28 protein-coding genes and 1 tRNA gene are annotated in these 23,282 nt (G+C 69.6%); 17 read left to right on the top strand and 12 right to left on the bottom strand.

Going from position 1 to position 23,282, the window contains the following annotated elements; translation table 11 throughout:
• Nucleotides 1-69 precede the first annotated feature (69 nt).
• The 3 genes from H4W81_RS27955 to H4W81_RS27945 are packed head-to-tail and all read left to right on the top strand — an operon-like array spanning nucleotide 70 to nucleotide 3,084.
• The gene (locus tag H4W81_RS27955; RefSeq protein WP_192777546.1) at nucleotides 70-1,368 is read left to right on the top strand and encodes an ABC transporter substrate-binding protein; all 1,299 of its coding nucleotides are present in this window, start codon (nucleotides 70-72) and stop codon (nucleotides 1,366-1,368) included.
• A gap of 13 nt (nucleotides 1,369-1,381) precedes the next feature.
• The gene (locus H4W81_RS27950) at nucleotides 1,382-2,287 is read left to right on the top strand and encodes a carbohydrate ABC transporter permease (protein WP_192777545.1); all 906 of its coding nucleotides are present in this window, start codon (nucleotides 1,382-1,384) and stop codon (nucleotides 2,285-2,287) included.
• Nucleotides 2,288-2,301: 14 nt separating this feature from the next.
• Nucleotides 2,302-3,084, top strand: a complete 783-nt coding sequence (locus tag H4W81_RS27945; protein ID WP_192781080.1) for a carbohydrate ABC transporter permease — start codon at nucleotides 2,302-2,304, stop codon at nucleotides 3,082-3,084.
• Between the two features lie 44 nt (nucleotides 3,085-3,128).
• On the opposite strand, the gene H4W81_RS27940 is transcribed toward H4W81_RS27945, so the two are convergent.
• A complete protein-coding gene (locus H4W81_RS27940; protein WP_318782003.1) occupies nucleotides 3,129-4,115 on the bottom strand; it encodes a LacI family DNA-binding transcriptional regulator in 987 nt (328 codons plus the stop codon).
• A gap of 112 nt (nucleotides 4,116-4,227) precedes the next feature.
• Here H4W81_RS27940 and H4W81_RS27935 point away from each other — a divergent pair, with 112 nt between their 5' ends.
• Both H4W81_RS27935 and H4W81_RS27930 read left to right on the top strand, forming a co-directional pair.
• On the top strand, nucleotides 4,228-5,385 hold the full coding sequence (locus H4W81_RS27935) for an MFS transporter (protein WP_192777544.1): 1,158 nt from the start codon (nucleotides 4,228-4,230) through the stop codon (nucleotides 5,383-5,385).
• 33 nt (nucleotides 5,386-5,418) lie between these two features.
• A complete protein-coding gene (locus H4W81_RS27930) occupies nucleotides 5,419-6,090 on the top strand; it encodes a (2Fe-2S)-binding protein (RefSeq protein WP_192777543.1) in 672 nt (223 codons plus the stop codon).
• Between the two features lie 2 nt (nucleotides 6,091-6,092).
• Here the strand turns inward: H4W81_RS27930 and H4W81_RS27925 are convergent, their stop codons facing one another.
• Together H4W81_RS27925 and H4W81_RS27920 are read right to left on the bottom strand one after the other, a co-directional pair.
• The gene (locus H4W81_RS27925; protein ID WP_192777542.1) at nucleotides 6,093-6,620 is read right to left on the bottom strand and encodes a cysteine dioxygenase; all 528 of its coding nucleotides are present in this window, start codon (nucleotides 6,618-6,620) and stop codon (nucleotides 6,093-6,095) included.
• Nucleotides 6,621-6,626: 6 nt separating this feature from the next.
• Nucleotides 6,627-7,475 carry an amidohydrolase family protein gene (locus tag H4W81_RS27920; RefSeq protein WP_318782002.1) on the bottom strand — a complete coding sequence of 283 codons (849 nt, stop codon included), beginning with the start codon at nucleotides 7,473-7,475 and terminating at the stop codon, nucleotides 6,627-6,629.
• A gap of 128 nt (nucleotides 7,476-7,603) precedes the next feature.
• On the opposite strand from H4W81_RS27920, the gene H4W81_RS27915 reads away from it, so the two are divergent.
• Nucleotides 7,604-8,596 (top strand): LacI family DNA-binding transcriptional regulator, encoded by a 993-nt coding sequence (locus tag H4W81_RS27915; RefSeq protein ID WP_192777541.1) that lies wholly within the window; start codon nucleotides 7,604-7,606, stop codon nucleotides 8,594-8,596.
• Here the strand turns inward: H4W81_RS27915 and H4W81_RS27910 are convergent.
• From H4W81_RS27910 to H4W81_RS27900, 3 genes are read right to left on the bottom strand one after another with little or no spacing between them, the layout of a single operon-like run.
• Nucleotides 8,586-9,905, bottom strand: coding sequence for an aromatic amino acid ammonia-lyase (locus H4W81_RS27910; RefSeq protein ID WP_192777540.1), 1,320 nt, complete (start codon nucleotides 9,903-9,905; stop codon nucleotides 8,586-8,588). The two genes, H4W81_RS27915 and H4W81_RS27910, sit on opposite strands and share 11 nt — an antisense overlap.
• Complete coding sequence (locus H4W81_RS27905) at nucleotides 9,905-10,276, bottom strand: phage holin family protein (RefSeq protein ID WP_192777539.1); 372 nt, start codon at nucleotides 10,274-10,276, stop codon at nucleotides 9,905-9,907. Before H4W81_RS27905 ends, H4W81_RS27910 begins: the two co-directional genes overlap by 1 nt.
• Nucleotides 10,273-10,542: a hypothetical protein gene (locus H4W81_RS27900; protein WP_192777538.1), complete on the bottom strand. Its 270-nt coding sequence runs from the start codon at nucleotides 10,540-10,542 to the stop codon at nucleotides 10,273-10,275. The genes H4W81_RS27905 and H4W81_RS27900 overlap by 4 nt, the downstream gene beginning before the upstream one ends.
• Nucleotides 10,543-10,744: 202 nt before the next feature.
• Between H4W81_RS27900 and H4W81_RS27895 the strand changes: the two genes are divergently transcribed.
• Entirely contained in the window at nucleotides 10,745-11,020 is a 276-nt protein-coding gene (locus tag H4W81_RS27895; RefSeq protein WP_192777537.1) for a hypothetical protein, read from the top strand.
• Here H4W81_RS27895 and H4W81_RS27890 read toward each other — a convergent pair.
• Nucleotides 11,017-11,799: an FAD:protein FMN transferase gene (locus H4W81_RS27890; protein ID WP_192777536.1), complete on the bottom strand. Its 783-nt coding sequence runs from the start codon at nucleotides 11,797-11,799 to the stop codon at nucleotides 11,017-11,019. The two genes, H4W81_RS27895 and H4W81_RS27890, sit on opposite strands and share 4 nt — an antisense overlap.
• Before the next feature lie 35 nt (nucleotides 11,800-11,834).
• Nucleotides 11,835-12,497, bottom strand: coding sequence for a ferric reductase-like transmembrane domain-containing protein (locus H4W81_RS27885; protein WP_192777535.1), 663 nt, complete (start codon nucleotides 12,495-12,497; stop codon nucleotides 11,835-11,837).
• Nucleotides 12,498-12,542: 45 nt separating this feature from the next.
• Here H4W81_RS27885 and H4W81_RS27880 point away from each other — a divergent pair, with 45 nt between their 5' ends.
• The 6 genes from H4W81_RS27880 to H4W81_RS27855 all read left to right on the top strand — a co-directional run bounded on the left by H4W81_RS27880 (nucleotide 12,543) and on the right by H4W81_RS27855 (nucleotide 18,953).
• On the top strand, nucleotides 12,543-13,220 hold the full coding sequence (locus tag H4W81_RS27880; protein ID WP_192777534.1) for a response regulator transcription factor: 678 nt from the start codon (nucleotides 12,543-12,545) through the stop codon (nucleotides 13,218-13,220).
• Nucleotides 13,217-14,233 carry a sensor histidine kinase gene (locus tag H4W81_RS27875; RefSeq protein ID WP_192777533.1) on the top strand — a complete coding sequence of 339 codons (1,017 nt, stop codon included), beginning with the start codon at nucleotides 13,217-13,219 and terminating at the stop codon, nucleotides 14,231-14,233. The genes H4W81_RS27880 and H4W81_RS27875 overlap by 4 nt, the downstream gene beginning before the upstream one ends.
• A 123-nt stretch (nucleotides 14,234-14,356) precedes the next feature.
• On the top strand, nucleotides 14,357-14,746 hold the full coding sequence (locus tag H4W81_RS27870) for an OsmC family protein (RefSeq protein ID WP_192777532.1): 390 nt from the start codon (nucleotides 14,357-14,359) through the stop codon (nucleotides 14,744-14,746).
• Nucleotides 14,747-14,999: 253 nt separating this feature from the next.
• Nucleotides 15,000-15,923, top strand: a complete 924-nt coding sequence (locus tag H4W81_RS27865) for a nucleoside hydrolase (RefSeq protein ID WP_318782001.1) — start codon at nucleotides 15,000-15,002, stop codon at nucleotides 15,921-15,923.
• A gap of 45 nt (nucleotides 15,924-15,968) precedes the next feature.
• A tRNA-Lys gene (locus H4W81_RS27860) sits at nucleotides 15,969-16,042 on the top strand.
• A gap of 580 nt (nucleotides 16,043-16,622) precedes the next feature.
• The gene (locus H4W81_RS27855) at nucleotides 16,623-18,953 is read left to right on the top strand and encodes an N-6 DNA methylase (RefSeq protein WP_318782000.1); all 2,331 of its coding nucleotides are present in this window, start codon (nucleotides 16,623-16,625) and stop codon (nucleotides 18,951-18,953) included.
• 413 nt (nucleotides 18,954-19,366) lie between these two features.
• On the opposite strand, the gene H4W81_RS27850 is transcribed toward H4W81_RS27855, so the two are convergent.
• Nucleotides 19,367-19,846 (bottom strand): hypothetical protein, encoded by a 480-nt coding sequence (locus tag H4W81_RS27850; RefSeq protein ID WP_192777529.1) that lies wholly within the window; start codon nucleotides 19,844-19,846, stop codon nucleotides 19,367-19,369.
• Nucleotides 19,843-19,971 carry a hypothetical protein gene (locus tag H4W81_RS48815; RefSeq protein WP_264083189.1) on the bottom strand — a complete coding sequence of 43 codons (129 nt, stop codon included), beginning with the start codon at nucleotides 19,969-19,971 and terminating at the stop codon, nucleotides 19,843-19,845. Before H4W81_RS48815 ends, H4W81_RS27850 begins: the two co-directional genes overlap by 4 nt.
• 88 nt (nucleotides 19,972-20,059) lie before the next feature.
• Between H4W81_RS48815 and H4W81_RS27845 the strand changes: the two genes are divergently transcribed.
• The 4 genes from H4W81_RS27845 to H4W81_RS27830 all read left to right on the top strand — a co-directional run bounded on the left by H4W81_RS27845 (nucleotide 20,060) and on the right by H4W81_RS27830 (nucleotide 21,767).
• Nucleotides 20,060-20,623: a DUF2399 domain-containing protein gene (locus H4W81_RS27845; protein WP_318781999.1), complete on the top strand. Its 564-nt coding sequence runs from the start codon at nucleotides 20,060-20,062 to the stop codon at nucleotides 20,621-20,623.
• A gap of 262 nt (nucleotides 20,624-20,885) precedes the next feature.
• Nucleotides 20,886-21,230, top strand: coding sequence for a hypothetical protein (locus H4W81_RS27840; protein WP_192777528.1), 345 nt, complete (start codon nucleotides 20,886-20,888; stop codon nucleotides 21,228-21,230).
• 33 nt (nucleotides 21,231-21,263) lie between these two features.
• Nucleotides 21,264-21,497 carry a hypothetical protein gene (locus tag H4W81_RS27835; protein ID WP_225958823.1) on the top strand — a complete coding sequence of 78 codons (234 nt, stop codon included), beginning with the start codon at nucleotides 21,264-21,266 and terminating at the stop codon, nucleotides 21,495-21,497.
• 117 nt (nucleotides 21,498-21,614) lie between these two features.
• Complete coding sequence (locus H4W81_RS27830) at nucleotides 21,615-21,767, top strand: hypothetical protein (protein WP_192777527.1); 153 nt, start codon at nucleotides 21,615-21,617, stop codon at nucleotides 21,765-21,767.
• A gap of 47 nt (nucleotides 21,768-21,814) precedes the next feature.
• On the opposite strand, the gene H4W81_RS27825 is transcribed toward H4W81_RS27830, so the two are convergent.
• Together H4W81_RS27825 and H4W81_RS27820 are read right to left on the bottom strand one after the other, a co-directional pair.
• Nucleotides 21,815-22,561, bottom strand: coding sequence for a peptidylprolyl isomerase (locus tag H4W81_RS27825; protein ID WP_192777526.1), 747 nt, complete (start codon nucleotides 22,559-22,561; stop codon nucleotides 21,815-21,817).
• Between the two features lie 58 nt (nucleotides 22,562-22,619).
• Nucleotides 22,620-23,219: a TetR/AcrR family transcriptional regulator gene (locus H4W81_RS27820; protein WP_192777525.1), complete on the bottom strand. Its 600-nt coding sequence runs from the start codon at nucleotides 23,217-23,219 to the stop codon at nucleotides 22,620-22,622.
• Nucleotides 23,220-23,282: the final 63 nt, after the last annotated feature.

The following is a 23,282-nucleotide window of genomic DNA, read 5'->3' as shown; positions in this document are numbered from 1 at the left end:
CAAGTGCGAAGTGGGTTGATGGCCCTACTGACAACGTTGTCACCGACCGTGGCGAAGGAGCGGTGTGCGATGAGACGACGGTGGCTGGCAGGCATCACCATGGCGGCCGTGCTCGGGCTGGCGGCCTGCGGCGGAGGGGGCGGCCCCGCGGCTCCCACCGGCCAGGCGTCGGGCACGGGTGGCGGCGCCAAGCAGCAGGTGGAGGTCTTCTCCTGGTGGACGGGCCCCGGCGAGGCCGACGGCCTGAAGGCCATGAAGGAGATCTTCGAGAAGCAGAACCCCAACCTCACGTTCTTCGACGCGGCGGTGGCGGGCGGCTCGGGTGACAAGGCCAAGGCGCTGCTGCAGTCCAAGCTCCAGGCCGACACCCCGCCCGACACCTTCCAGGGTCACGCGGGCGCCGAGCTGCTGGGCTACATCAAGGCGGGCGACCTCGAGGACCTCACCTTCCTCTACGACGAGCTCAAGCTCAAGGACGCCTTCCCCGCGCAGCTCGTCGAGCAGATCAGCTACCAGGGCAAGATCTACTCGGTGCCGGTCAACATCCACAGGTCGAACATCCTGTGGTTCAACCCGAGCGTCCTGAAGGAGGCGGGCGTCGCGGCCGCGCCCAAGACCATCGAGGAGTTCATCGCGGCGCTGGAGAAGGTCAAGGCCAAGGGCAAGATCCCGTTGTCCATCGGTTCGGAGTGGACCGTCACCCACCTGATGGAGAGCGTCCTGCTCGGCTCGCTGGGCACCGACGCCTACAACGCGTTGTTCAAGCCCGGCGCCGACTGGGGCTCGGCCGATGTCACCAAGGCGTTGAACGACTTCGCCAAGATCATGTCCTACGCGGGCGACCCGCAGGACGACTGGCAGCCGGCGGCCGCCCAGGTGGCCGAGGGACAGGCCGCCTTCAACATCATGGGCGACTGGGCCTACGGCTACTTCCACAACCCGCCGGAGGGCGGCCTCGGCAAGCAGTCCAAGACCGACTTCGACTGGGCGCCCTCGCCCGGCACCGAGGGCACCTACATGTGGCTGTCCGACAGCTTCACCCTGCCCAAGGGAGCCAAGAACAGGGACGGCGCGGTCGCGTGGCTCAAGGTCGCGGCCAGCAAGGAGGGGCAGGACGCCTTCAACCCGAAGAAGGGCTCCATTCCCGCCCGCAAGGACGCCGACGCCGCCCTCTACACCGACTACCTCGGCGACGCGCTGAAGGACTGGTCATCCAACAAGCTGGCCGGATCCGTCCAGCACGGCGTGGCCGTCAGCCAGCCCTGGCTCGCCTCGATCAACGAGTCAGTCGGGCTGTTCATCGGCACCAAGGACGTGGCCGCGCTGCAGAAGGGCCTCGTCGACGCGGCGGCGGCCAACGCCCAGTGAGGCAGGCACAGTGATGGCAAGAAAAGGCGGGTCCGCCCTGCGGCGGGCCCGCGCCTGGTTGCCGGGGCTGCTGCTGGTGACTCCCTCGATCATCGCGATCGGCGTGTTCGTCTACGGCATGCTCGGCTGGAACTTCAGCCTGGCGATGACCGACAAGCACGACGAGGTCTCCGAGGGGAACTTCGTCGGCCTGCAGAACTTCGTCGACATCTGGGACGAGCCCCGATGGCACCTGTCGGTCAACCACGCGATCCTGTTCACCGTCGTGTTCGTCCTCGGCGCGCTGGTGCTCGGCTGGTTCCTCGCCTTCCTGATGGAGAAGGGCATCAGGGGGGAGGGCACCTTCAGGGCGATCTACCTCTTCCCGATGGCGATCTCGTTCGTGGCGACGGGCATCGTGTGGCGCTGGCTGATGAACTCCGGCCAGGACGAGAGGGCGGTCGGCCTGAACCGGCTGTTCGACGTGGTCGGCCTGCCTCAGTGGGCCTGGTTCAGGGACCAGGACTGGGGCATGGCCGCCATGGCGATCCCCGCCGTCTGGCAGATGTCCGGATATGTCATGGCACTCTTCCTCGCGGGGTTCAGGGGTATCCCCGAGGAGCTGCGCGAGGCTGCCAGAGTCGACGGCTGCACCGAGTGGGGCGTCTACCGGCACGTCGTACTCCCACTGCTGCGGCCCGTCACGCTCTCCGCGCTGATCATCCTCGGGCACATCTCGCTGAAGACCTTCGACCTGGTCATGGCCGTGTCGGGCAAGCAGATCATCACCGACGTGCCCGCGGTGTTCATGTGGGTGGCCGTCTTCGACTTCCACGACCCGGCCAAGGGCGCGACCATCGCCTCCTACATCGTGCTGAGCGTGGCGGTCTTCGTCATCCCCTACCTGATCTGGTCGGTCCGCAAGGAGAGGCGCTCGTGATCCTCCGCCGTGGGATGCTGATCGCCTTCGCGGTCGTCTTCCTGATCCCGGTCTACGTGCTGCTGGTCACCAGCTTCAAGCCGCTCACCGAGGCCAACCCCTCGCAGGCGTGGAACCTCCCGCAGGTCTGGACGCTGGAGGCGTGGCGGGTGGCGTGGGAGAAGCTGGCGCCGGGCATCTGGAACAGCGTGCTGCTGGCGGTGCCAGGGTCGCTCCTGTCGTGCGTGCTCGGCTCCATGAACGGCTACGTGCTGTCGAAGTGGCGCTTCCCCGGCGCGGACGTGCTGTTCACGCTCTTCCTGTTCGGGATGTTCATCCCCTACCAGGGGGTGATGATCCCGCTGGTGCAGCTCATGGTGAACATCGGCATGTACGGCGACATCTCGGGGCTGGTGCTCGCGCACGTCGTCTACGGCATCCCGATCTGCACGCTCATCTTCCGCAACTACTACGTGACGATCCCCGACGAGCTGATCGAGGCGTCGCGGGTCGACGGCGCGGGCATGCTGCGCACCTACTGGTCGGTCGTGCTGCCCGTGTCGGGGCCCGCGTTCGCCGTAGTGATCATCTGGCAGTTCACCTCGCTGTGGAACGACTTCCTGTTCGCGGTCTTCCTCACCGGCCCGCAGAGCTGGCCGACCACGGTCATGCTGAACAACATCGCGGGGGCGCAGGCCACGCCGTACAGCCAGCAGATGGCAGCGGCGCTGCTCGCCTCGATCCCGACGATGCTGATCTACCTCGTGCTCGGGCGGTTCTTCATGCGCGGGCTGATGGCGGGCGCGCTCAAGGGCTGAGAAGACCCGCGCCCCCAGGGACCCGCTTGGTTGGCCCTGGGGCGTCACCCTCCTGGCGGGATCTCGCCCGACCCGCGCGGGATCAGCGTGACCGGCAGCTGGACTCTCTCCGCAGGGCCGCCCTCGCCCGCGATCCTGCGGAACAGCAGCTCCGCGCTCACCCGGCCCAACCCGGCCGGATCCTGCGCCACCACGCTCACCCCCGGGGTCAGCAGGTCGGCCAGCTCGAAATCGTCGAACCCGATCAGCGCGATCCGCCGTCCGGCCAGCGCGCGCAGGACGGTCGTGGTCATCCGCCCGTTGCCGGTGAACAGCGCGGTCGGCGGGTCGTCCATCCCGAGCATGCGGTCGAGATCGGCGCGGACCCGCTCAAGCGTGGGGTGCGCCATCGAGATCAGCCGCTCGTCCACCAGGTCGCCGAGCGCCTCACGGTAGCCGCGTTCGCGCTCGCCCGCGGTGAAGATCGCCGGACTGTCCCCGAGGAAGGCGACGCGGCGGTGGCCGTGGGCGAGCAGGTGGGCCGTGGCCATCCTGGCCCCACCTCTGTTGTCGCAGAGGACCGTGTCGACGTCGATGCCCTCACCCGCCGGACGGTCCACGAACACCGCGGGCGTGCCCGCCGCGAGCTCGGAGCGCAGGTAGGAGTGGTCGGCGCCGGCGGGCACCACGATGAGGCCGTCGACCCTGCGGGCGCAGAAGGTGAGCACCAGCTCCCGTTCCCTGGCGGGCTCCTCGGCGGAGGAGCCGCTCAGCACCAGGGAGCCGTGCCTGATCGCGACGTCCTCGACCGCCCTGCTCACCCCCGAGTAGAAGGGGTCGCCGACGTCCTCGATGACCAGGCCGATGCTCGACGTCCTGCCCTGACGGAGCACCCTGGCGCTCTCGTTGCGGCTGTAGCCCAGCCGCTCGATCGCGGCCCTGACCCGGTCGGCCGTGGCGGCGTTGACCCCCGGCTCGTTGTTCACGACCCTGGACACGGTCTTGAGCGCGACCCCTGCCTCGGCGGCGACATCCTTCATCGTCGGTCTCACACACGGATCATTTCTCATGCTGAACCGTGTGACAACGTTGTCAGCGGGACGAGCTTCCCCTGCGGGCCGCGGTGACACCGACCGGAGGGCGCATGGCAGAGTGGGCCTGGCTATGTCCTTGAGATCAACATTCGTGGTCGCCGGGCTGATCCTCACCGCGCTCAACATGCGACCCGCCCTCGCCGGCATCTCCCCCCTCCTCGACCAGATCATGACCGACGTGGGCCTCACCCCCGCCGGCGGTGGCGCGATCACCACCGTCATGGTCGTCTGCCTGGGCCTGTTCGGCCCGGTCGCCCCGCTGCTGGCCCGCAGGATCGGCCTCGACCGCACCCTCCTGGTCGCCCTCCTGATCCTCGCCGCGGGCGTGGTGGTCCGCAGCCTCGACGGCGCGCCCCTCCTCTACACCGGCGCGGCCATCGCGGGCACCGCCATCGCGATCCTGAACGTGATCATGCCGGGCGTGGTCAAGCTGCACTTCCCCGAGAAGGCGGGCCTGCTCACCGCCATCTACGTCTCGGCCCTGGTGGGCGGCGCCGCCGCGGCCTCCGCGCTGGCGATTCCCCTCGAACACCTCACGGGGTACGGCTGGCGCGGCGTCTCCGCGCTGGTCGCGGCGCCCGCGGTGGCCGCCGCGCTGCTCTGGCTGCCCCAGGCCTTCGGCAGGCAGTCTGCCCCGGCCAACGGCCCGAGGCCGGTCGGGGCGCTGCTGCGCAACCCGGTCACCTGGAAGCTGACCGCGTTCATGGGCATCCAGTCGCTCACGTTCTACGTGATGCTCGCCTGGCTGCCCACGATCTTCCAGGAGTCCGGCCTGCCCGCCGACCACGCCGGCTTCCTGCTCGCCGTCTCCAACCTCGCCCAGGTCGTCGGGACGATCGCGGTGCCCGTGCACGCCGAGCGGAGCAGGACACAGGTCCCGCACGTGGCCGCCGCCGCGCTGCTGACCGTGGCGGGCTACCTCGGCGTGCTGCTCGCCCCGACCACCGTGCCGTGGCTCTGGATGATCGTGCTGGGCGTGGGGCAGGGCGCGTCGCTCGCGCTCGCCCTGCTCATCATCACGCTGCGGGCGCCCGACCCGTCCTCGGTGACCGCGCTGTCGGCGGTGGCGCAGTCGGTGGGCTACGTGCTGGCCGCGCTCGGCCCGCTGCTGATCGGCCTGCTCAGGCAGGCGTCGGGCGGCTGGACGGTGCCGCTGCTGGCCGGGCTCGCCGCGTGCGCGGTGCAACTGGTCGTAGGAGTGCGGGCGGGACGCCCTCTGGTATCTTAGGCAAGGCTTACCTATTCGACCGAAGGGCCTGCCGTGCCGCTCGCGGAGTTGACCGGAGTGCTGGAGCGCGTCGCAGCCGCGCGCGGTGGCGTGCTCGGCGTCCTGCCCGGCCTGACCGTCGAGCCCGACGACTCCTGGACCCCGCTCGGCGAGCTGACGCGCGAGCCGTCCACCCTGCTCGGGTCGCTGATCGAGCAGACCGCCGGCCGGTACGACGCGCCCCGGCACGTGGGCGCCGCGCTGCTGTGGAAGACGCTCGGCTACTGGCTCACCTTCCCGATGGCCGTGGGCTGGGCGCTCGACGGGCGGGCGCCCGTCATGCGGCTCGAGGACACCTACTTCAAGCAGTCGGAAGCGGGCGTGACGGTCGCCGCCACGTCGGTGACGGTCGTCGACAGCCCGCAGGCGATCCGTGAGGCCCTGCTCCAGTCGCAGGAGCCGCTCGTCAAGGCGATCAGCGGGCACGCGCGGGTGGGCGCGCGGACGCTGTGGGGCTCCACGGCCGAGGCGTTCGCGCATCCGATGACCGTGGTGCTCCAGGCCGACTACATGGGCCTGCTGCGCGCGGTCGGCCGGCCCGTCGACGGCCTGCTCGAGCAGACCGCCGACGGCTACCGGCGCAGGACCTGCTGCCTGTGGGTCACGCTGCCCGAGGCCGAGCCCTGCTCGACCTGCTGCGTGCTGCGGGAGTCGTGCGCGGCCTGAGCTCAGGCGACCTCGCCGACGGGCGCCTCACTCATGGGCGCGTCGTCGATCGGGCGCAGCTCGTCCGCGTAGCTCACCGAGACCCTGCGCATGAGCCCCGTGTCGTCGATGGAGTACTGCCCCAGGCGCCACAGCGGGGGTGAGTAGGCGTGGATGGACACGCTCCTGTCCACCGCCCCCGTCAGCCGGTGGATGTGGTCGGGGCCGAAGTGGAACGACTGCCCCTCCGCCACCACGGTCTCCAGGTGCTCGCCGCCGATGCGCGGGTTGCACTCCCGCAGGGCGCCCTGGACCACGTGCACGGCGCCGGAGGAGATGTCGTGGTCGTGCCAGCCCGTGTCATCTTCCGGACGCCAGCAGAGCAGCCACACGTCCACGTAGGCGTCACGGTAGAGCGAGGCGTAGTGACGGCCGCCGTCGGCGGGGAAGTCCACCAGGTCCCGCCACTGGGCGGGGTTCGCGGCCAGGTCGTCGACCAGCTCGCGTAGTTCCCGCCGGTCGAGCGTGCGGGCGGGAAGGTTGGTGCTCACGTGCGTTTACTCCTTTCGTCCGAGTAGACGTCGAGGGTTGGCGACCCTGATGGCGTGCGCCGCGGCGGCGCCCATCCCCGGGTCGGGGGCGGTGGCGTACGGCGCGTCCGACCCGTTCACCACCACGTCGATGCCGAGCTCGCGGACGATCGCGTCGATCGCGCGCGGGCCGTACGAGGAGGTCTCCACGTAACAGAGGGGGTCGACCCGGGCCCTGCCGCCGCCACGGGTGATCAGCCGCTCGGAGTGCAGCGGCGCGAGCCCCGCCAGCAGCGCGAAGCACGCCCGCAGCCGCGGGTGCCTCGGGCGCACGACGGCGTGGAAGTGGTGCCACGCGGCGTGCATCTGCTGCACGTACGGCACCAGCGCGGGCCACCATCCGGGCACGCCCTGGGTGGCGGCGGCGGGGCCTGGATGGACGAACAACGGCAGGTCGCGCTCGGTCAGCACCTCGAGCAGCCGGTCGTCGGGCTCGGCGGTCGCGGGGATCTGCAGCCCCGCGAAGCCCCGGTCGAGGTCGGCGGCCAGCCTGCCAGGGTCGACGTCGCTGTGGCAGGTCGCCGCCCACGCGCCGAACGGCACGGGCAGCTTCAGCGCGCCCTCGTGGTAGGCGTCGATGAGCGGCCAGGCCTCTTCGGGCGGCAGGAACTCGATGCCCAGCGGGCTGGAGAGGGAGACCAGCGCGAGCTCAAGGCCCGTGGTGTCGCGGTCGGCGTGATCGAGGGGGTCGACCTCGTACGGCGGTTCGCCGTCGAGGAGGAGGGTCCAGCCGTCGAGGCGAGGAGGGCGGGAACGGGCGCGCAGCGCCTCGACGAACGAGGGCGTCCACAGGTGCTGATGGACATCGATGCTCACGATCACACCTCCCTATATTTCCTACCGAGATTACAGGTAAACCCTGACCTTGCATGTGAAGCGATTCAGTGATGCGTTTCAGTGAACCGCTTCACCTCTTGTTTGTCAATGGTGGCTACGCTTGTCCGATGGCCAGAAAGCGAGCGACCATCAAAGAGGTCGCGCAGGCGACCGGCCTTTCGCCTGCTGCCGTCTCCTACGCCCTTCGCGGGCTCCAGGTCTCGGAGGAGACCATGGAACGCGTGCGCGCGGCGGCCGCCGAGCTCGGCTACGAGGCCGACCCCATCGCCAGAGCGCTGGCGAGTGGCCGCACCGGCATGATCGGCGTGCTCTGCGGCTCCCTCGAGGACCTGTGGCAGCAGTCGCTGGCGGTCGGCATCAGCAGGGGTCTACGGGAGAAGGACCGCTACGCGCTGATCCTCGACGCGGTGGGCGACCCCGCCCGCGAGCGTGCCCTGGCCCAGCAGCTGCGCGACCAGCGCGTCGACGGCCTGATCGTGCAGCCCGTCGACCCGGCCGCGCCGTTCTGGGCCGAGCTGTGCGAGTCGGTGCCCGTGGTCGCGATCGGCGACGGGCTGCCGGGCACGGCGGGCGAGGTGGTCTTCGACAACAGGCGGGGCGTCACCCTCGCTCTGGAGCACCTCAAGGAGCTCGGTCACGAGCACATCGCCGTGCTCACCCCGACGGGGGCGCGCACGCCCGACCGGCCCGCGGACATCCACGCCAGCGCCGAGGCCGACCGGCTGGGCCTCGACATCGAGGTGGCCACCGCCTCCTACGGGCTGGCCGCGGCCACCGAGGTCGCCCACACGGTCCTCGACAGCGGGCGCCACACGGCGGTGTTCTGCTTCTCCGACTCCATCGCCTACGGCGTCTACGCCGCGGCGGCCGAGCGCGGGCTGTCGATTCCCGGCGACGTGTCGGTGATGGGCTACGACGACCATCCCATGTCGGGCCTGCTCAGCCCCGGCCTGACCACGGTCGACTGGAACATCGACGGCATCGTGCGCGCCGCCGTACGGCTGGTCGCCGCGGCTGCGGACGGTCCCTCCCGGCGCCGCAGGGTGGTGCAGCAGCCCACGCTGCGCGAGCGCGGCTCGGTGGCGCGGATCAGCCGCTGAGCTCCCTGCGCGCCTCGTCCAGGTCGGCGTCGAGGGGACGGTCGGGCTCGCCGGCGGAGCCGCGCTGCGACAGCGCCCTGCGCGCGGCGACCAGCTCGCAGGCCAGCACGATCTCCAGCGGCTCCAGGCAGCGCAGCGCCGCCCTCGCCGCCTGGGTGGCGAAGCTGGCGTGGTCCTCGGTGCCGCGTGAGATCACCGCCGTGCCCCCTGCCGCGGGCGCGGACAGCAGGCGCAGCTCGGCCAGCGCGTCCTGCGCGACGTACTCGAGGATCATCGCCCCCGAGCGGCCCTGACTCCCCGCGAGGAAGGGGAGCAGCCCGGTGTAGGCCGGCTCCATGAGCGTGGCCAGCCTCGCGGCCGACAGCTGCGCCGTGGGCACCAGCGCCGCCCGCAGGGCGTCGAGCGCCAGGGCGACGGGCGCGGCGTGGAAGTTGCCGTTGTGCCAGGCCAGCTCGCCGTGGAAGAGCGGGTTCTCGGTGGCGGCGTTGAGATCGACCTCGACGACGCGCTCGGCCCGCTCCAGCCCGTCCATGGCGGCCCCGTGCACCTGTGCGAAGGCGCGGTAGCCGTACGGGTCCTGGACCCTGACCGCCTCCTCGGCGGTCAGCATCCCGCGCAGGCGCACGGCCACCTCCGCCTGCCCCCGGTGGGGCCTGGCCTCGTGGACGGCCGGCGCCAGCGGCTCGGCCGAGGCGCCGACCGCGGTGAAGGAGCGCGCCGCCACGGTGACGGCGGACTCCATGAGCGTCCGCAGGCCATGGACGGCCAGCGCCGCGTCGGCCAGCGTGGCCGCACCGCAGCTGATGAACGGCAGCGCGTCGCCGGAGGACAGCGCGAACCGCGGCCCCGGACCTGACGCCCCGCCGGGCCCGCGCCACTCGCGCTCGCCCAGCAGGCACAGGGCGGTGGTGGCCAGCGCGGTCAGGTCGCCCGTGCCGATCGCGCCGTAGGTGCGGACAGGGGGAGTGAAGCCGCCGTTGACCGCCTCCGCGAGCACGGGGAGGAGGGCCGGATTCACCCCCGAGCCGCCCGCGAGGAGTTGGTTGAGCCTGACGACGAGCATCGCGCGGGCGCGCGCCTCGCTCACGAGCGGCCCCGCCCCTCCCGCGTGGCTGCGCAGCAGGTCGAGCCCGCCCTGCTCGACCGCGGTGTCCTTGTTGGCGCCGACACCCGTGCTCTGGCCGTACACGGGACCGGCCAGCGACTGGGCGGTCCGCCAGGCGGCGCCGGCCCGATCGAGGGAGCCGATCGAGACCGGGCCGCCGGCGGCCACCTGCGCGCAGGTGAGGGTGGCGCCGTCGAGCAGCATCAGTCGGGCAGGACCAGGCTGAGCACCCAGCTGACGACGGCGACGACGATCGCCCCCCAGAAGGCGGGCCAGAAGCCGGTGACGTGGAAGGGGACGTCGATCTGGTCGGCGACCCAGCTCGTGAGCAGCATCAGCCCCGCGTTGACGACCAGGGCGAACAGCCCCAGGGTCAGCACGTAGAAGGCGCAGCCGATGGTCTCGATGATCGGCTTGATCACGGCGTTGATGACACCGAAGATCAGCGCCACCACGAGCAGCGTGCCCCAGTACTTGGCCGTGCCCGTGGGAGTCGTGATCTCGACTCCGTCCACGAACTGGATGGCGACCCAGAGGGACGCCGCCACGACGAGAATTTTGATGATGAACTTCACGCCACAGGATCCTCGCACTTCTGATCGGCGGTTCGATAGAGCCGAAGGGCGATCAAGGGGTAGACCGTCACGCTGAAGACACCCGCGGTCACCATGGCGGCGGCCGTGGCCGCGGTGATCGCGTGCTGTTCCACGCCGGTCGTGGTGAGCACGACGATCAGCGGCAGTCCCGCGGAGGCGAACAGCGCGAGCGCCCTCGCCTCGTGCCGGCCCACCCAGCCGAGCACCACCGGACCCGCCAGCACCCCGAGCAGGATCTCCAGCACCGACGCCCGGCACCCTGACCCACCGCTGCAGCCGATGCGCGACGATCGAAGGCGAGCATCGCGGCGAGCGTGACGATCAGGAAGGTCGTCAGCTGTCGATCTGACATGCACGCTATGTGCCCCCCGATGACTCTAAGTAGTCTCGCGATGGCGTTACCCAGAGGGGTTCCGGGGGAAGGTGCGTTCTGGGGGAGGAAGTGACATGGACACTGAGGAACTCGAGTCGATGCCGGCGAGCGAACTCCACGACCGGGCCGTGCGCTATGCCGTACGCCACGGGGACTTCGGGTTCATCTGGGAGCTGCTGAGGGCCATCCCCGCGGCGGAGGCGGCCAGCGGGCACAGCCACGAGGTCGTCAACGATCTCAGCCACCTGTCCGCGCTGCTCAGCGACGCCATGAGCTCGGGCCAGGGCGAGCTGGGCGAGGCGCTGCGGCCCCTGTACGTCCAGTACCTGGCCAAGCACCCCGAGGCCTAGCCCGCGAGTCTCGTCTCGGCGTCGTAGGTCGTGAAGCCCGGCGTGAGCGTCGCGCGCCCGTCGGCGCCGACCACCATGCTCTGGTACGGCCGGGCGTCCCTGTTCCACCCCTGGCTCCCATCCGTCTCGCTCGACAGCCGCATGGCGAAACGCCTGGCTCTGGCCGTTCCCATGGCTCGCATGGCGGCGGCGTAAGCGCCCGCCACACCCAGGTCGGGGCCGATCACGCACACCCACGCCCGGCCCTCGCCGCTGAACTCCTCGCCGCCCGCGGTGGCCATGGCGGCGTCGTGCGGGAACAGCACCGACGTGGTGACCCCGTCGTAGGGATCGCGGACGCCGACCCGCCAGCGGCGGCCCGGCGATGAGGAGCCGCGCACCCGCAGGTCGTGGCCCGCGCTCACCCGGTGGTCGACCGCGCCCGCGGTGGTCAGCGCCCGTGACAGGCGCTCCACCGCCCAGCCCCGCACATAGGGCATCGGGTCGAGCCTGCTGCCCGCGTGCCCGTCGAACCAGCCGCCCGTCGCCTCGTGCAGCTCGTCGCACCTGTGCAGGATCTCCACGACCTCGGGGACCTGGTCGATGGTCTGCCCCCTGTTCAGCCTGGCGACCTGGCTGTCCGCCCTGCCCGGGTGGAAGGTGTCCTCCACCCAACGCAGCCAGGAGAACGCGTCGTCGAGCAGGGGCGTGAGCTCCCGCTCGGGTAGCGCGGTGCGAATGTCCACGCACACGGGAAGGTCCATCACCATCTGCACACGAGCGGCGCCGGGAAAGGTCATACGGTTCACCGTGGCATGGACCGGATAACGCACGGCTAAGCCCTTTGCCGGAGCTTGGACAGCGCGCCGTTGACATACCTCACGAAGCCGCGGGGGCCGTAGACCAGTACCCTGCGCTCGGAGATGTCGGGGACGAGGCGGCTCAGGCCGGAGGCGCTGACGGCCTCCTTGGCCCTCGGGTCGTGCTCGGCCCCCTCGACGAGGACCACGGGCACGCCGCGGGCGCGCAGCTCGCGGGCCGTCTCGGCCTCACGGGGGTCGCGGGCCCGGTAGAGCACCAGCGTGCGCTCCGGATGGCGGACGCGGGAGGCGATCCGGTCGGCGCCGATCCCCTCGGCGATCAGGAGCGTGCCGGTCCGCTGCGCGGGACGGCGCCGCCACAGCGCCACCGCCAGCGCCGCGCCGTACAGCAGGAAGGAGCCGGTACGGCTCAGCCCCGTCACGTCGGCGGGACCGGCGAGCTGGTGCGTGACCAGCAGCGCGCCCGCGAGGGCGGCCACCGTACGGACGCTCGGGGGCAGCGGCGCCGCGCGCCGCCAGCGGACCGCCACCAGCCCGAGGACGACGAGCAGCGCGGCGCCGACATAGGCGGTGGGCAGCCACGGATAGCTCCAGCCGGGGTGGATCGCTCCGAAATGCCCCACTGCCGCGCCCGTCCAGAAGAGCAGGGGCGAGAGAGACTGGGTGCTGGTAGTCATAGAGACGACGGTGTGCGACGTACATGAGAGTTGCCTGAAGAGAACATGGGTAAGCCCGAAGTTTTGGTGGTGGACGATGAGCCGCAGGTGCGGGAGGCCGTCACCAGGGCGCTACGCGTCCAGGGGTACCGGGTCAGGGGCGCCGCCGACGGGCCGACCGCGCTGGCGGTGGTCGCGGTGGACAGACCCGACCTCGTCGTGCTCGACGTCATGATGCCGGGCATGGACGGGCTGGAGGTCTGCCGTCGCCTGCGCGGGGAGGGCGACAGGACACCCGTTCTCATGCTCACCGCGCTGTCCGGCGTGGGCGACAGGGTCGAGGGGCTGGACGCGGGGGCCGACGACTACGTGGTCAAGCCGTTCGCGCTGGAGGAGCTGTTCGCCAGGGTGCGGGCGCTGCTGCGCCGTGGCTCCTCGTCGGGCGGGGCGCTGGAGTTCGCCGGGCTCGCGCTGAACCCGTCCAGCCGCCAGGCGCGGCGCGGCGGCCGGGTCTTCGACCTGACGGGGACCGAGGCGGCGCTGCTCGAACTGCTCATGCGCAACGCCGGGCAGGTGCTCACCCGCGAGGTCATCCTCGAGCGGATCTGGGGCTACGACTTCACCCCTGGCTCCAACTCGCTCGAGGTCTACATCCGTTACCTGCGCCGCAAGACCGAGCACGACGGCGAGCCGCGGCTGATCCAGACCGTGCACGGCCTCGGATACGTGTTGAGGGAGCTATGAAGCTGCATCTTCGGCTCGCCCTCGCGGCGGGCCTCGCGGCCGCGCTGTCGGTCCTGCTGGTGCTGGGCGCCGCCTACTACGTGACCTGCCGCAGGGCCGAGAGCGTCATGGGACAGATCGGGCGGTGGCAGGCGGAGTTCGGCTGGCCGTTCCTGGCGGTGGCGGCCGGCGGGCTGGTCATCGCGGCGTTCTTCGGCTGGCTGGCCGCGCGGACCTCGCTGCGCCCGCTGTCGACCCTCACCGCCACCACCTCCAGGATCGCGGTGACCAGAGACCTCGGGCTGCGCATCGACGTCGAGCGCGACGACGAGATCGGCAAGCTGGCGGCCAGCTTCAACACGATGCTGGACGCGCTGGAGCGCTCGGCCAAGGCGCAGAAGCAGCTGGTGGCCGACGCCTCGCACGAGCTGCGCTCGCCGCTGACCGCGGTGCGCACCAACGCCGAGCTGCTGGTGCGGGGGGACGTGCCCGAGTCCGAGCGGGCCGAGGTCGGGCAGGCGGTGGTCCTCGGTCTCGAGGAGCTGACCGGGCTGGTGTCCGACCTGGTCGAGCTGGCCAGGGACGAGGAGCCCGCGGCCCTGGTGGAGGTCGTGCGCCTCGACGAGATCGTCACCCACCAGGTGACCAGGGCGGCGCTGCACTGGCCCGAGACCCGCTTCACGGTGTCGGTCTCGCCCACGCTGGTGCGCGGAGTGCCCGACCGGCTGGCGCGGGCGGTGGGCAACCTGCTCGACAACGCCGCCAAGTACGGCGCGCCCACGGACGCGGTCGAGGTGACGCTGCACGACGGCGTACTGGAGGTCCGCGACCACGGGCCGGGGATTCCGGTGTCGGACCTGCCGTTCGTCTTCGACCGGTTCTACCGGTCGGCGGAGGCGCGGGCGAAGCCGGGGTCGGGGCTGGGGCTGGCGATCGTCCGGCAGGTGGTGGACAGCCACGGGGGGACCGTCTCGGCGGTCTCGGCCCCCGACGGCGGCACCCTGGTCCGCCTCAACCTCCCCACTCCCGCCTGACCCCACGTTCTCGTCGTCCCGGTCTCCGGCGCGGGGTTCGGGTACGGCGGGAGCGTCCCTCTCGGAAGGACCTCAGCCACCGACCCCGCGCGGCGTCCGGATACTCCCGGTAGGTTTGCGAGCATGGCGAACGTACGTGTTGAGCGGACAGATGACGGTTTCGTGGTGACCAACGAGCGCGGCGCGCGGGTCGACATCGGAGGGGGCGACCAGGACGGCGTGTTCACCCCGGTCGAGCTGCTGCTGGCCGCGGTCGGCGGGTGCAACATCGTGACCGTGGAGCCGCTCACGGCCAAGCGCGGGCACCGGCTGCTCCGGCTGGCGATGACCGTAGAGGCGGAGAAGGTCGAGCCGAACAAGCTGGGCCCGGTCACCGTGACCTACGACGTGGAGGTCCCTTCGGAGCAGGCCGACGAGGTGTTCAGGACGGTCGCGCAGCGGGTGGAGGACAAGCACTGCACGGTCAGCCGCTCCCTCAGGGAGGGCACGGAGGTCCGCTTGGAGCTCCCCTAGGCTGTTTAGGGCGATTACGGACCCTGATATGACGCGTCCGTTGCATTCAGCTCTGTAACGTTGAAGCAGGTCAAGGGTGCTGCGACTGACTTGCAGAGCTTTTGCCGATGCAGACGCGGAGGGGGACCGTGGTCTGCTGATGCGGGACCGCCGGGCACTTCGGGGGAAGGTGCCCGGCCTGGACCGCGATAGATCGGGGTCGGGCAGTTTTGGGGGAAACTGCCCGGCCCCGATTCATATGTACTGTCTTAGGGTGAAAAAGCTCCTTATCGACTGTGATCCCGGTATTGACGATGCCCTGGCTCTCGCGCTCGCCGGAGGCTCTCCCGAGGTCGAACTGGTCGGCATCACCACCGTGGGCGGCAACGTCAGCCTCGACCTGACCACCGCCAACGCGCTCGCGCTGCGCGAGTTCTACCGGCTGGGCGACGTCCCGGTGACCCCTGGCTGCGCCGGAGCTCTGATGGGCGAGCGCGTGCGCGCCGAATCCGTCCACGGCGCCTCGGGCCTGGGCGGCGTCGAGCTCCCCGCGCCCGCCAAGGGGGCGTCGGAAGGCCACGCCGTCGACTTCATCATCGAGACCCTCCGCTCGGCGCCCGGCGAGATCACCCTGGTCGCCGTCGGCCCGCTGACCAACATCGCCCTCGCCGTACGGCGGGAGCCGCGCATCGTGGAGTGGGTCCGCGACTTCGTGATCATGGGCGGCTCGTACACCAGGGGTAACCACACCCCCGCGGCTGAGTTCAACATCAGGGCCGACCCCGAGGCGGCCTCGATCGTGTTCAGAGCCGGATGGACGGTCACCATGGTCGGCCTCGACGTGACGCTCACGGCGGTCGTCACCGAGGCGATCCTGGACCGCATGCGGACACTCGGCCGCCTGGCCGACCTCGTGGTCCCGATCTCCCAGTTCTACGGGATGGTGACGGCCGAGGGCGGACCCGCCATCCACGACGCGGTGGCCGTCGCGCACGTCATCGACCCGACGCTGCTGACGCGCGTGCCCGCGGTGGTGAACGTGGAGACGATGGGGACGTACACGGCAGGGATGACGGTGACGGACTTCAGGATCGACGAGCGGACGGCGAACGCCTCGGTGGCGACGGGCCTGGACGTGGACCGGTTCTGGAAGCTGACGCTGGAGGCTTTCGAGAGGGTGGCCGAGCGGATCGGCTGATGTGCGAGTGGCGCTCCGGTGCTGCTAGAGTTACGGGCGTCGCAAGCGCCGCTAGCTCAGTTGGTTAGAGCAGCTGACTCTTAATCAGCGGGTCCGGGGTTCGAGTCCCTGGCGGCGCACACCGAAAGGCCCCAGCTCGGGTTTCTGAGCTGGGGTTTCTTCGTTTGACCCCTCAACATATTCGCCTGTCTACGGCATTGTTGATCTTCGTGCTGCTCGTGGTGTGCTCGTGTGTATCCGGGCCGATCGTCGATCATCTATTTCGGACGCGGTCTGAGGGACAGCAGCTGTGCGCCGCTGTGCTGGACGCGCCTGACCTGCACCGACGCCTCTTCGGGGGTCTAGCGTGGTGGCAGTCAAGCCGCGCGGCCGCCGAGGTGGATTTCGGACCTCTCCGCGCCAGGCAGCTGCTTGGAGCCGCCGTGAATCAGCTGGCTGGGGATGCCGGGGGCTGGAATTGGGAGCCGGCGGTCACCGCCTGCTCTCGGCGGGTGCTCCTTGAGAGGCCTCCCTTGTGTCTTCGGGTGTTATCAGGGTTATCAGGGTGGAAGCTGTCGACCGAGGCCCTAGCTGCAGAGATGCAAGCCGAACAGTGTTAAGCCGATCTAGAGATGCGTACTGGATAGTACGCACTGGCACCATGGCTGTGACAGCTCTACTGTTAACTCGTCGAGCGGAGGCGAGAAGCCAGGGGCGGGGATGGATCTGAAGAAGCCAGCAGCGGACCGATTGGTCTCCAGGGCCGAGTTGGCGGAGTTGGCCGGAGTCCGTCGACCTACGGTTACGACGTGGGCAAAACGGCATGCGGACTTCCCTCAGCCGGTTCGGCTGGGAGATGGCCAGTTCTTCCCCGTCAGTGGCATCCTTCCCTGGCTTGATCGTCGGCCTATTCCGGACAGCAGCCGGTGGCCTGGCGAAGTCGCCGGGGTCACCTATGGTGACCGAGTTCGGCACAAGTTGGAGATCGCCTATCGGGGGCGGCCGGACGACGCCCCTGACCTTGCAGGCGCAGGCCCGGCTAGCGACCCCGAGAGTCGGGTCGACCCGGACAATCGACCTGCCCAAAGCATCCTAGAGTTTCTCCGGGGCCGGTACCGAGACGGTACCAGCGGGGAGTCGGACCTCCTCTACCTCGTCATGATCTTGAATTATCTCCGGACGTGTGTGCCAGACGTCTGGCCGGAGATCCGCGCAATCAGTCAGCAGCCAACCCAAAATCTGCGGCCGACCATGGTCATCCGGAGGATTGGTGAACTCGCGGATCGGGCGTTGAGGCGGCAAGGGGTTCCCTCAGATGTCCGAAGCCGCCTCGAGCTCCTGGCTCCGCCGCCCTCCGCGGATCTTGCCGAGTTGATAGGTGTCTGTGATCGACCCGACGTCAGTGCATTTGAAGCGCTGCGGGAGCGGTACGCAGCGGCGATGAACTTCGACAGCGGAGCGTTCTTCACCCCGCGTGCTGTGACATCACTGCTGGTCCGCATAGCTGCTGGCGAGGGAGAGCAAGACCTTCCGGTATACGACCCATGGGTTCGTGGTGGAGAGATGCTACGCGAGGTGGGCAACCTGCTCGGGCCGGAGTCGCCAGTTCGCGGCACGAGTCCGAGTAGTGAGGCTCTGCAACTGGCCGCGATGAACCTGGCTCTGCATGGGCAACATGCCGACCTTCGCCTCAGCAGTGCGCGGCCGTGGATGGAGCCCCCTCCTGAGTTCAGGGCCGGCGCGGTAGTGATGAATCCGCCCTTCAACCGCCGAGCTGCCCGGCCGGATACAGGGCCCGACCGCGATTGGCTCTTCGGCCCACCTCCCGTTCACAACGACAACTATGCCTGGCTGCAGTACGCCGTCACATGCTTGAGCCCGGAAGGCAGGGCTGCTGTGCTCATGCCACATCAGGCCAGCAGTAGCTCTGACGAGCGCGAGCATGCCATTCGCCGGGAGATGGTTGAGCAGGGTGCGGTCGAAGCGATCGTTGCCCTACCGGCTCGGCTGTTCCCAGGAACCGATACAACGGTGATTGCCTGGTTCTTGAGTCGACCCACAGAAACGCCGAAACAGGTGCTCTTGGTCGACGCGTCGACGATGGTCGCCACTCAAGAAGGCACTGTCATCTTGTCTCCGGACGCTGACACAGAGATCGCGCAGCTCTTCCGCGCCAGACAAGACCTCTCCGAGGGCGAAGTACGCAGGCTCCCCGGTGGAGCACTCGCCATTTCGGTCGGAGTCCAGAGACTGCGCTGGAATGACTACTCATTGGATCCTGCCGATTATGTGGACCACGTCGAACCAGACGACGACTCGGAGCCAGTATCTGCGATCAGCGCATTCGCCCGCCTTGAGCAGCTCCACGGGGAGATACTTCAGGAGGGCGTATACGCGCGACCGGTCCGCCCCCAGCCCGCCGGACGGTCACTCGGGGCTCTTCCCGATGGCTGGCTCCGGGTCCCCCTCGGCGAGGTGTGCGAGATCCAAGCTGGCCCCGCCGTATCACGTCTAGGTCCAGATGAGCGCACGCCGGATGGATCGGTGCCCATCGTGATGCCCCGGCACCTTCGACAAGGCGAAATCGTCGCGAACGACATCGACAAGGCAACGCACCAAACAGCGGAACGGCTCGCCAGATTCCAGCTTCTCCCCGGCGACATCCTGTGCATCCGGGCAGGCGCGATGAGCCAGCCGACGCTCGTCAATCAGGAGCACGAGGGGTGGCTGTTCGGAGCCAATCTCCATCGATTGCGCATCAGAGCGCCCGAAAGAGTCGATGCCCGCTACCTCAAGAGGTTTCTCAATCTCCCGTCCACCTTGGAATGGCTCCACCGCAGGTCCAGGGCAACGGTTATCCCGACAATCAACTCGCGCGACCTGAGCCACCTCATAGTCACCGTCCCCCCGCTCACCGAGCAGCAAGAGATCGAGAGCGCGCTCACCCTTCTCGACCGGCAGATCGCTGTCCACGAGGAGTATGTGCGGGCCGCTCACGAAGCCCGCTCATTGCTGACGGATGAGCTGATCAAAGGCTCGGTGATCGTCTAATGGCCCGGCCCAGTCCGCCAGGTCGTGTCGGCCGCATCGCTCCTGCCCTCGGTGTTGTGGGGACAGCCAGTCCGCTGGGCGCGCTTGCCTGGCTTGGCGTTCCATGGGGCATCATTGCGATCATCGTCGTCCTGGCTTCCACCGCGGCTTGTCTCAACGCGGTATTTCCGCAAAATTCGAGGGACCGGCTCGAATGGTGGCAGGCACTGTGGGCGTGGCGTCTCCAGCGAGCAGCGGATCGGACGAGCAAGAGTGCTGGCTCACTCAACGAGATCGAAGGCGGCAGGTGACCTCGGCAAGTCGGGCGTCGGATTTGGCACCATGTGAACGGCAGGCTCCTGTGCCATAAGGAGACGCCCATTCAAGGTTAAAGATCTTGGCGTGACGGATGGCGGTTGCACTCGGTGGTCGGGCTACCGGCCGGTTTTGGCAGGTGGGGTTCCATCCGGCCAGACACAGGTGGAGGTCGACGCGAGGTACAGGTTGTCGCCCTTCGCCCAGCTCAGGCCAAGAATGAAGTGGTCGGGGTTCGACTCTGCGTTCAGGTCGGGGTTGTTCCCGGTGCCGACCGCGACGATCCGGTGGCCTTGGGCTTGCCAGTGGGCCTTCACCTGGCGGGAGATGTTCAAGTTTTCGCTCTTGGGGATGTCGCGCAGCCAGTACGCACGGTTGATGGACACCATCCCCTCTGGCGCATCAGCGGCCAGGCAGTTGTCGGCCCCCGTCCCGTATGGGATCAGTTCGAGGCGCGGCCTCGGCGTGAGGGCCGCGGCGGTGTCGCGAATTAGCTGGTTCACCCGGGCATCGGCTTGTTCTTGCGTAATGGTCTTGTCGTACATGGTGCATCCCGACATAAGAAGGACGAGCAGAATGGCGAGGGTGACACGGTTCATGGGGTAGACCTGCTCACTCGGAGGGCCAGCTCGGGGTCGAGTTCGGGCATCAGCAGCTGCGGGTTCTCATTCAGAGCGGGCGGCTGGACCAGCCGATCGGTCTGCGCGCTGATGATGCGCCCCATGTTCCATAGCGAGGCGGAGTCGCGATCCCAGTAGCTGCTGTGGGCTTCGTTGACTACGGTTCGGCTGTGGGAGTCCGCCGGAGTGATCGTGGATGACCTGGCGAGCCAGGTGCTCGTCCTCGGGCTACGCGCGACCGGTTCGCCGCTGGCCGACTGGCTGAGCGCCGCGGCGGACGCGGCCACGCCGTTCCGGGCCACGCTGCACCAGCTGGTGACGATGCCGCTCCAGGTGACCTCGCCGCGAGTGTTCGTCTGTGAGAACCCAGCGGTGTTGAGAGCCGCGGTGGGCGTGGGCGGAGCTCCTCTGATCTGCACCGAAGGGATGCCGTCGCTGGCCTGCCACCGGTTGGTCGCCGCCTGCGCGGGATCGGTGTGGTGGCGCGGCGACTTCGACTGGACGGGGGTGCGGACCACCGCGGATGCCCAGACGAGGTACGGGGCCACACCATGGAGGATGGATGTGACCACGTATCAGCAGGCGCTCGGCCGGGGGGAGTCCGAGGCGTTGAAAGGCAGTCCTGCCAGCAGCCCGTGGGCACCTGAGCTCGCGGCACGTATGGCGGCCACCGGGCGAGCGGTCATGGAGGAACGGCTCATCGGTGAGCTTATCGAGGACCTGGCGGGCAATGAGGAGCCGTTGTACAGGGCCTGACCAACCGTCAGGGTCGCGCCGTTCCGCGCCGCCGGGTCGGCTACGACGCTCGGGCAAGGCGGATCCGCTGTCATGGGCGGCGCGACCTCCGCCTGCCGTACGTCTTCCTGGGCTTTGACGACCAGGCCGGCCCCAACTACACGGGCCCGCCCGCGGTCAACTCCCACTACGCGCGCCGGACCAGCGGGTACTCCGGCGGAAGTAGCTCATCTGTCTCCTGCTGACGGATGTCTGGGAGGCGGCGGTGCCCGACCGTGTGGTCATGGACTTCTTGCGTCTTCTTCTGCTCTTCTTCCACCTGGCCGGTTTCGCCGCGATGGTCGGCGGATTCTTCTACCAGATGCGCCTGAAGCAACCCGAGATCGGCAGCTACATGATCGGCGGCGCGATCGGCCAGGCCGTCACCGGCGCCGCGCTGATCGGTGTCAGGTACGCGCTCGATCTGCCCGTCAACAACCCCAAGATGGGCCTCAAGCTGGGCCTCGACCTCGTCCTGCTGGTGCTGGCCATCGTGGGCGTCAGGCAGCGGGTCAAGCGGCCGGCCGTCTTCTACAGCGTGGGCGTGCTGGCCATGCTGACCGCGGCGGTGGCGGTCTTCTGGAAGTGAGAACTGTCGGTGACGATCTCTAGTGTCCCCGGCATGACGAACGCGGTGCAGGCGTACTCCTACGCCGGGCCCTCAACACTTTACGGCTCCCGGCTCGACCTGTCGACCTCCGGCGGCCGGGCCCTGTCCGGCCCCCAGACCTATCCCCGCTTCTTCAGCGGGCTGATCACCGAGGCGGCTCCGGCGGCGGCCGGGCTGCTGGCGCTGGCCGACGTGGCGATGACCCGCTACCACCAGCCGCGGCCCGGCTGGACCCGCGATTGGTGACCTGCGACGGGCAGCGGCTGCGCCTGGAGTCCTTCTCCGCGTGCGGCGGCGTCCACGCCCGGCTCGACCTGGCCGCGCTCGACGGCGAGGTGCTCGACAGGGGCACAGGCGCACTCCGTGCACACCGCGGCGCTCGGCTTCGCCGTACGGGCGGCCGCCTGGGCGAGGGCGCGCGGCCCCCTCCCGGCCGTCGCGGAGGTGGCCGCGCGGCCGGGGTCGAGCGGCTTCGTGCGGACGGCACGCCGCCTGCACGAGCGGCTGACCGGCTAGCTGGTCCGCCGGGAACGGGTCACGCCGTTCCCGGCGGACAGGGCGCGTTAGCGGACGACCCGGGCGTCGGTGATGTCGGCCGGGAGGACGGGCTTGCCGTCCACCGGCGGCGTCGGGCCGCCCGGCGTGGGCTGGATGCCGCCGGCGGCGATGCGGTCCAGCGTGGCCAGCCCGGCGGCGTCGACCGTCCCGAAGATCGTGTAGTTGGGTTGCAGCCCGGAGTCGCCGTAGACCAGGAAGAACTGGCTGCCGTTGGTGTTCGGGCCGGCGTTGGCCATGGCCAGCACGCCGCGCGCATACGTCTTGCGCGCCCCGGTGGGGTCGCCCGGCCACGGCGGCAGGTCGGTGGGCAGCTCGTCCTTGTACCGGTAGCCGGGCCCGCCCTCGCCGGTGAAGCTCGGGTCGCCGCACTGCAGCACCTTCAGCCGGTCGTAGGCGGTCAGCCGGTGGCAGGAGGTGACGTCGTAGAACTTGTGCCGGATCAGGTGCACGAAGCTCTGCACCGTACACGGCGCCTTGGCCGGGTCGAGGGTGAGCCCGATGTCGCCGTGGTTGGTCTTGAGAACCGCGGAGATCTGCCGCGTGGGGGTGCGGCGCGGGTCAGGGGGCAGCGGCACCTTACGGGCGGCCGGCTCGTCCGGGGTCGTGGCGTAGCCGCACGGCCCCTTCGTCGTCCTCGGCGGCTTGTCGGCGGCGGGCTCCGGGGTCGCCGAGGCGGGCATGGCGCCGAGCGCGACCAGCGAACCCGTCGTCACCGCGGCTACCGCGAGTCGTATCAACACTCTGCTTGACATGGTGTCCTCCGGGGGGTCGACGGGCTCCCTGAGGTCTAATCGATCAACGCGCACGCCGTCAAGAGGTCGGCATTGTGGCGCAGCCGTCCAGGACCGGGCCGAGCTCCCTCGCCACGGTGGTCAGGGCGCGCACGTCGCGCTCGGTTCTGGCGATCAGGATGGCGCCCTCCAGCGAACTGATCATGAGTGTCGCGAGAGAGCCGGCCCGGTCCTCCGGCACGCCCATCCCCTTCAGCGCCTGGGCCACCGCCCGGGTCCAGCGGGCGAAGGCGGCGGCGGCAGCGGCCCTGATCGAGTCGCTGGAATCGGCGCAGTCCACCGTGGCCGCCGCGACAGGGCAGCCCGAGGTGAACCCGGCCGTCAGGAACTCGTCGGTCCACTGGCGCACCATCGCGGCGAACAGTCCGCTGGGCGAGGGGTCGGGCAGTTCGGCGAGGAAGCGGGCGACCCGCTTGCCCGCGTAGTCGCCGGCCCAGCCCACGGCCTCGTTGACGAGCTGCTCCTTGCCGCCGGGGAAGTAGTGCTGGAGCGATCCCCGCGGCGCCTTGGCGTGCGCGACGACGGCGCGCATGCCCGTCGCGGTCACGCCGTCCCGCCGGATGAGCTGAGCCGCGCCGAAGACCATCCGCTCGCGCGGCCCCCGTTCGGACACCGCCATCGCCTCCAACGTCCTCGCCTCGTGGGCCTATGCCGGTCGTCATAGAGGCTACTACTATGACAA

Origin of the sequence: Nonomuraea africana (assembly GCF_014873535.1) — a bacterium.
Lineage (GTDB): Bacteria > Actinomycetota > Actinomycetes > Streptosporangiales > Streptosporangiaceae > Nonomuraea > Nonomuraea africana.
Note: the sequence above shows the minus strand (reverse complement) of the source record. Positions and strands in the feature narration are given on the sequence as shown.